The 7,572-nt window shown below is 66.7% G+C and carries 5 protein-coding genes; 1 reads left to right on the top strand and 4 read right to left on the bottom strand.

From position 1 onward, the window contains the following. Nucleotides 1–310: 310 nt before the first annotated feature. Nucleotides 311–724 carry a hypothetical protein gene (locus ACFWZH_RS30960; protein WP_384438603.1) on the bottom strand — a complete coding sequence of 138 codons (414 nt, stop codon included), beginning with the start codon at nt 722–724 and terminating at the stop codon, nt 311–313. A 319-nt stretch (nt 725–1,043) separates the two neighbouring features. Here ACFWZH_RS30960 and ACFWZH_RS30955 point away from each other — a divergent pair, with 319 nt between their 5' ends. Next, entirely contained in the window at nt 1,044–3,548 is a 2,505-nt protein-coding gene (locus ACFWZH_RS30955) for a Helicase associated domain protein (protein WP_384438600.1), read from the top strand. 63 nt (nt 3,549–3,611) lie between these two features. Here ACFWZH_RS30955 and ACFWZH_RS30950 read toward each other — a convergent pair whose 3' ends face one another. Genes ACFWZH_RS30950 through ACFWZH_RS30940 form a run of 3 tightly spaced genes read right to left on the bottom strand, consistent with a single transcriptional unit; the run spans nt 3,612 to nt 7,259 of the window. Then, nucleotides 3,612–5,543 (bottom strand): hypothetical protein, encoded by a 1,932-nt coding sequence (locus ACFWZH_RS30950; RefSeq protein WP_384438597.1) that lies wholly within the window; start codon nt 5,541–5,543, stop codon nt 3,612–3,614. Continuing rightward, complete coding sequence (locus ACFWZH_RS30945) at nt 5,540–6,094, bottom strand: hypothetical protein (protein ID WP_384438594.1); 555 nt, start codon at nt 6,092–6,094, stop codon at nt 5,540–5,542. The genes ACFWZH_RS30950 and ACFWZH_RS30945 overlap by 4 nt, the downstream gene beginning before the upstream one ends. Next, complete coding sequence (locus ACFWZH_RS30940) at nt 6,084–7,259, bottom strand: dsDNA nuclease domain-containing protein (protein ID WP_384438591.1); 1,176 nt, start codon at nt 7,257–7,259, stop codon at nt 6,084–6,086. Before ACFWZH_RS30940 ends, ACFWZH_RS30945 begins: the two co-directional genes overlap by 11 nt. Nucleotides 7,260–7,572 lie beyond the last annotated feature (313 nt).

Genomic DNA, 7,572 nt, shown 5'->3' with positions numbered 1-7,572 from the left:
GCGCGCGAAGAAGCGAACACCCGCGCTGCGCGCGGGTGTTGCGCTCACGCTCCGCGTGAGCGGATGCGGTTCGCTCCGCTCACCGCCAGGCGGCACGCGCTGCGCGCGCACCGCTAACTGCAGTGCGGGCGCCTCGCGTTGCGAGGCGCGGCCGGCCTCCGGCCGGCCGGTGGCTTCCGCTGCGCTCCAGCCACTAGTGACGCTTCGCGTCACTAGGCGGGCTACGGCCTCGGGGGGTGTACGCGGTTGACGGGCCGCCAGGAGCAAGAAGGGGGAAGGGGTTGACAAGTAGTCGGGAGGGGGTGAGGCATCAGTTGAATTTCTGGCCATCGACCCGCTTGAAACGGCATCCGATGCTGTTGTCCGGGTCATCCTCGGGTATCTGAAGAAGGATCAGTCGGCCATCTCCCTGCAGCAGCATCAACGGCTCGAAGGTGTTGCCTCTCTTCACCTCGAAAGTCTGCTTGCCCTGGAAAGTCTCCAGCCACCAGGTTCCCTTGCCGTTCTCCCTGCCGGTGATACGGGTCTTGCTCACGCTGTAGCCCGTCGCCCACCGCTTCCACCGCGCCGAACCGTCCTTCTTCAGTACAAGAGAGGAGTCGCACGATTCGCCGGCGTGCCAGCGGCCCACGAGGTCGGAGCGGCTGACGTCTTGCGCTTCCGGTTCCATGAAGCATCCGGTGAGGAGACCGGTGCCGAAGCAGAGTAGGACTGTGGCGGTCAAGCGTTGGTTCATTTGTGCCCTCGTTTCGTGGTGGCGGGCAGGATATGCCGCGGTGAGGGTCGTATCGCCTTCAGGGCCCGGCAAGGGGAATATTCTTGGCGCTCTCTCTAGTATGCTTCATTTATAGGTGGAGATAAGTTATGGAGTCAGACGGTGCCGCCTCTGAGCACGAAGAAGCCGCTGCTGATCATGCTTGCTTCCCGCGTCGGAGGACGCGACCCGCTCAACCGCGGAGGCTTCTCTCCGGCTGGCGGTACAGGTTTCTCGCTTCCCAGCAAGTTGAGACCACTCCGGTCGCCTAGACGAGGAGCAGACCAGGATGGCAGCGTCCGAACTCCGTCCCCACCAGCGAGAAGCCGTGGATGCAGTACTACGCGTCCTCGAATTGCCCGCACGATCGACCGTGCATGAGCGAGGCCTGCGGACGCAGGTGGTCATGGCGACCGGCTCCGGCAAGACCCTCGTTGCTGTGCGCAGCGCGGAAGAGCTCCGGGCGGGTCGTGTGCTGGTGCTCGTACCCTCGCTGGACCTGCTCGCTCAGACCGAGGCCGCGTGGCGCGAGGGCGGCCGTACGGGCCTAATGATCGGGGTCTCGTCCCTGCGAGGCGAGGACGTGGCCTTCCCGAACACCACGGACGTGGAAGAGCTGGTCGACTGGGTGCGGCCGTTCGACAAGGTGACCGTGTTCGCCACGTATGCCTCCCTCGGGCTCGGCACGCTGGAGCGGGCTCACAAGGCCGGTCTCCCGGGCTGGGACCTGATCGTGGTAGATGAGGCGCACCGGACTTCGGGTCGGCTGGGTAAGCCGTGGGCGGTCGTCCACGACAACACCCGCATCCCGTCCCTGCGGCGGCTGTACATGACCGCCACGCCCCGGCTGTGGCAGCTGGACGAGGACCAGGAGCAGGGCGCGCCGGGCGAGCTGGTGGCGAGCATGGAGGACGACCCGGACGGGCCGTTCGGGGCCCGCTGCTACACCCTCACGCTGTCCGAGGCGATCGACCGGGGGATCTGCGCGCCGTACCAGGTGGTGTGCGTGGACATCACCGACCCCCAGCTCCAGGCTGCTCAGCTCCTGGGTGCTGAGGGCCGATCAGACCAGGTGCGTGGGTCCCGGCTCGCCGCGCTCCAGGCCGCGCTGCTGAAGGCGTCCTCGGAGGAGAACTTCCGGCGCACGCTGGTCTTCCACCACGCGGTGAAGGAGGCCGAGGCTTTCGCGGCCGGCCTTCCCGACGTCGCCGCGCAGCTGCACGCCGGTGACTCGGAGCTGTACCCGAAGACGATTTGGGCGGACTGGCTGTGCGGTGAGCACAAGCCCAACCACCGGCGGCGGGTCCTCGGGGAGTTCGCCGACGGCATCGCCACGGACGGCACGGTCGTGGAGAAGGGGTTCCTGGGCTCGGTGAAGGTGCTGGGCGAGGGCGTCGACACGAAGAACTGCGACTCCGTGTACTGGGCGGATGTGCGCGGCTCGATGCCCGATCTGGTCCAGGCGGTGGGCCGGGCGCTGCGGATGGAGCCGGGTGAGGGCAAGGTCGCTTCGCTCGTGGTGCCCGTTCTGCTGGGGCCGGGCGAGACGGCGGACAACATGCTCACGTCCCGGGCATTCGGAGGCCTGGCGAAGCTGCTGGAGGCGCTCAGAGCGCACGACGCCCGGGTGGTGGAGGCATTGGCCGAGCAGCAGGCCCCGAGCGCCTACAAACCCGTCCAGAAAGGCGCACAGGGCCAGCAGAGCCGGGGGGAGGGGAACGGATCCGGTGGTCCGTCGGCACCCGCCCGGGAGCTGCTGAAGTTCTCCACGCCGCGTGACCCGGCGCAACTGGCCGCGTTCATCAACCTCCGAGTCCTCAACCCTGAGCACGAGCACTGGCGGCGCGGCGTGGAAGCCGCCGTCATCTACGCCCGCGAGCACGGGCACCTGAAGGTGCCGTTCACGTACCGCGTGCCCGAGGACCAGGAGGCGGAGGCCAAGGGGTGGCCGGCCTCGCTCAGGAACTTCCCGTTGGGGCAGTGGATCGCCGACGCCCGGAGGTTCTACGCCCGCGGGGGCATGGACGAGGACCGCATCGAGCAGCTCGACAGGCTCGGCATGGTCTGGTCCCACTTCGGCGTCGCCTGGGAAGAGGGCCTGACCATCGCGCGCGGATGGGCCGCCGAACACGGCCACCTCCTGGCCCCGTTGGACGCCACGTTCCAGGGCGCGGCGGTGGGCGTCTGGTTGAAGAACGCGCGGGCCGCCGCGCGGAAGGCCGTGGAGATCGAGCAGCGGCGGGCCGAGGGGCTGCCTGTGCAGTCGTCGGCCGGCGCCCTGTCGGCCGAGCGGCGCGAGCAGCTGGAGGACATCGACCCGTCATGGTGCCCGGCCTGGCCGGTGGACTGGCAGCGTGCCTTCCACCTCGTCCGGCTCCACCTGGAAGCCGGCGGCGAGCTACCGACCGAGCCCGGTGTCGTCGTGCACCAGGGCGAGGACCTCGGACGGTGGGTGCGCTCGGTCCGGCTCGGGTGGGACAACCTCACCACCGTGCAGCAGTGGATGTGTGAGCAGGTCCTCGGGATCGAGCCCGCGGCCGAGGACGAGAAGCCGCAGCCGCGCCGTACGCAGGCTGACAAGTGGGCGCTGAACTACGAGGCCGCCAAGCAGTTCTACGAGCGCGAGGGGCACCTGAGGGTGCCGAGGAAGCACGTCGAACGGATCGTCGGCGAGGACCAGGAGGAGCGGGAGCTCCGGCTCGGGGCGTGGATCGGGAACCAGCGCAGCCGGGCCGCGACGCTGTCCACGAAGCGGATGGAGCAGCTGTCCGAGATCGGGATGCGATGGACGTAGCCGTGTAGGCGAGCGCAGCAGCGGGGCCGGGCAGGATGAACCTGGCCGGCCCCGCTGCGGTCGTCAGTCGCCGACCCCTTCTTCCGGGGGTACGTCTGCAGGCCGCGCCTCACCGGGTTCTGCAGGGGGCATGGGGACGAGTCTGTCTGTATCGGACAGCTCAAGTGGCCGGTGAATGCCCTCGATCGGAGGGGAGTCGTTGTCGGTGACGATGATCTGCAGGCGGTCGATGTGTTCGGTGGCAGTGCGTAGGAGGCTGGCGTACATCTTGCGCAGGCGTTCAAGGTCGACGCCTTCGTGGCCGACGTTGCTACTGATGCCGTCGATGATCAGGATGTTAGGCAGTGGGATGTCGCCATCGTTCAGTGCTACGTGTTGGTGTGCAAGGACGTGGGCGACGTTGACCAGTACCTCGACGCCTTGCGATTGCAGGTCGGCGAAGGGACGGCCATCTACGACAGGCAGGTACGTCTTTTTGTTGATGTAGGAGCCTGGCTGATCGTCGAAGCGGGGTGCGTCGAAGCTGCGGAGCACGGCTTCGAAGGCGTCGTCTAGTTTCCTCAGGCGTTCGCTGACAGCTTGGTTGCTGTGGCGGGTGGCGTCGATTTTACTGTTGAGGTCTTCTTGCTCGCGTTCCAGTTCCGCCACCCGTTCGGCCTGTCCTGCCAGCCGGTCGTGCAGGGCCAGGCCGTCGTCCAGGCGGGCGAGGTGCTCCTCGAGTCGGGCCTGTTGGGCCGCAGCGCTTCGGATACGGTCTGCCTGGTCGGTGATGTAGGTGGAGGTCGCACGGTCCAGTTGGGCGCCAAGGTCTGTCCGGTGTTCGGTCTGGGCAGCAAGTGCTGTCTGGAGCTGAGCGAGCCGGCGGGTGCTCCGGGCGATGAGTTCTTCTGTCTCGGTTACTTGCTCGATGACCCTGTCCTGCTCTGCAGCGAGGGACGAGGGCGCCGGCAGGTCGGGTGGGGTCTGGAGGCAGAGGCGGCAAGTGTGCTCGTCCCCCCTGTCCGGTACGCCGGCTCCGCAGCGGGGGCAGGTGTGGAACTCGAAGTCGTTGAGGAGTCGCTCGGCGACCAGGGCGCGCGTCAGTCGACGGCTCTGGGCGATGAGCTGTCCGTGCAGTTCCCGGAGGTTGGTGACGGAGACGGCTTCAGCCTCGGTGGCACCCGCGATCCGGGCGATCTCCGCTTCCGACTCGGCGATCCGCTCGCGGAGCGTGAGGGTGTTCGGCCCGGCAAGGTTGATGTTGCCGGTGAGATGGATGTCAGCTTGGCGAGCGTGAGTGAGCTCCCGCTCGGTCTCCTGCCTCTCGATTTCCAGCTCGGCGCGGGATGCAAAGGCGGTGGTCTGGAGGATCCGTTCGAGGGTGTTCGCATCTGCGGTGAGCGCTGCCAGCTCTGTGGTGACTTCGCGTAGACGGTCGCGCAGGCCGGCTGCCTCGGGGTCGTACAGGCCGTAAAGGATCTCGAAGACGTACTTGCGCTTGATGTTCTTGGAGTAGTTGTCCGGGGTTCCGAAGACGGAGGAGTCGATCTCCTTCTGCCTAAGGACGCAGTACATGAGGTAGTCACTGATGGTGACAGGAACCAGGGGGCTCCTGTCGTCGTTGGGAGCACGCGGAACGCTCAGGCGGGGCAGCTTCAGTACGTCGCGCCACCAATCACGGAAGGTCGCGTCGTACCCGGCTTGGAGCTGGCTGGCGGGCAGCCGCCAGACTTCCCGGCGGCCTGCGACCTCGGCGATCTCCACCATGGCGTTCGGGGTGGTGACCAGGGGACGAACGATGCGGAATCGGCGATCTCCGACCAGCACGGTGCCGGCGATCGTCCGTCCTCGAAGCTCGGGGACGACACTCACGTCGGCACCGAGCAGGGCCCGAAGGCAGCTGACGGTCGCGGTCTTCCCGCCGCTCATAGAACCGATGATCGCGTTCATGCCGGGTTCGAAGCGGATCGTGCGGCTGGTGCCGACCAGGGTGATCTCTTCGATGCGCAGTCTCATAGATGGGTCCCCCAGTCCGCCTCGACGATGTCGGGGAACGTCTCGTAGATCAGGTTCTTCAAGGTGATGCCGGTCAGGTTGAAGTGCCGGCGCAACAGCACTGCCCGGTCGCGCACCGGGCGCCAGCTCTCGCTTTCAGCAAGAGCACACGCCACGTCATGCCCAGCCGCAGTGGTGCAGTAGGTCGCAATGGCGTCCTCGTGTTTGGGCTCGATGAGTCCTTTGCCTGTGAGGGTGCCGAGCAGCGCGTAGTAGGCGGGGTCCCATGGCCCGTACTTGTATCGGATCATGCTCTGCTCGATCGTCCCCGTCAGCCACGGGTTCTCGCCGGCATCGACGTTGGGCCGCCGAACAGCCATGAGCCGGTCGAAGCGGTCGGGGTAGCGCAGCAGGAAGTCGAGCTTGGCCAGCTTCATGCGGCCCTCGATGCCCTTGCTCGTCTTGGCTCGGGAGAAGACGTCGATGAGTAGCAGCAGGCGGGCTTGGGCATCGGCCGAGGGTGGCCGTGCTGGCGGCACGGCGGTAATGGGCGCGGTGGTGTTAGGAGGCATCCCGGTCGCTCCCCCAGTCGAACTTGCACTCGTCCGAGATCGCGCATGCCCTGCCCATCAGGAGCACCCCGTCCTGGGCGTAGAGGGGATGGCGGTCGTACGTGCTGGGGTTGGCGTCGAGGAGCCGCTGTAGCTCATCGAAGATGGCATCAGCGGGCTGGGGCTGCCCCTTGTGGGATCTGCCGGTGCGGCGAGCCAACAGCAGGAGACGCTGGTCGAGGTCTGTCTCGATAGCCTGGTCGACCGGCCAGGCTCCCAGGGCCAGCTCTTTGAAACGGTGGCGCTCAGCGTGGGCTCGGAGCATCTGCGCCTCCTCGATGACTTCCCTGGACGCAGCACCCGCCCGGAGCTTGCGGACAAGCGCAGTCTCGGGACCATGCAGTTGCTGGGAAAGGTCTTCCAGCAACACATGGTCGGGACGGATCAGACGCTGCCGTACGTCGGCGACGGCCGCTGCGGTGATGCGTTTGTTCAAAACAGCCGGGGGCGGACTGTCGAGAACCAAGAGCTCTGTCCACCGGGCTACCGGCAGGCCTTGAGTCGCATCGCGAGTGCGCCGGAGCAACTCGATGTAGAGGGCGTCGATCGTCGCCATGGTGAGCCCCGGGCCGAGATCGGCCAGCACCCGCGTATTGCGCAGCTCGATGTCACCGCGCCGTGGCAGCGGCCTGATGCGGACCAAGGGAAGGAAATCGGTGAGGGCGTCCTCTTTAACTTTCAGGTGCGTCGCAACCCGCTTGAGGCATCCCGCGTTGTCTCCGCCTTGCCCTTGGGCCAAGGCAACGACCGCCTCGTCTGCTGGGTCGAGATGACCCTCGATGCCAGCGGTCAGCTGATAGGTCAGACCGGTGCCCGCCACGGTTGCGTGCGTACGCCACATGCTCTTGAGGGGCCCGCTCTTGAACACGTCTGTGAGCGTCCAGGGCTCGACGGCATCCCTCGTTTTGATCTGCTGGAAATCCCAGAACACACCGTCGGCGCACCGGGGGTCGCCTCTGCGGGCGACGGTTACGTCCTCGATGTGCTCACAGGTCACGTGGATGACCGTTCCGCCTGCGAGCATCTCCAGGACTGCTTGCACGGAGATGTGTATCTGGTATTCGAACCGCCGTACCGTGACCGACCCTGAGTCATCCGGTGCTTCAGTCTCAATTGGATCAGCCATCGGCCCCCCATCTCGTTACTCCCCGAGCACGCAGCGTAGGGGGTCTGTGATCTCCAGTCGACAGCCGGGGAGGTCCAGTCCCTTTGGCTGACCGCCTGGTGCTTGCAGCCGCCGCAGAGCTGCGGGTGAAAGTCCTTCGGGTGCCCAGTCCGACTTCTGTGACGCCTCCCACCGTGCGTCGGTGAACTTCGCCCCGCAGCCGGTGCAGACGGGACGGCAGGCCTCACGCTCGGCTGCCTTCTTCGCCGCCTGCTCCTGCACCGCGCGCTGTACCTGTGCCTTGTGCTCCTTCTGGGCAAGCCCGGCCTCTTCC

It is taken from the genome of Streptomyces sp. NPDC059008 (genome assembly GCF_042749045.1).
Taxonomy (GTDB): Bacteria; Actinomycetota; Actinomycetes; order Streptomycetales; family Streptomycetaceae; genus Streptomyces.
Note: the sequence above shows the minus strand (reverse complement) of the source record. Positions and strands in the feature narration are given on the sequence as shown.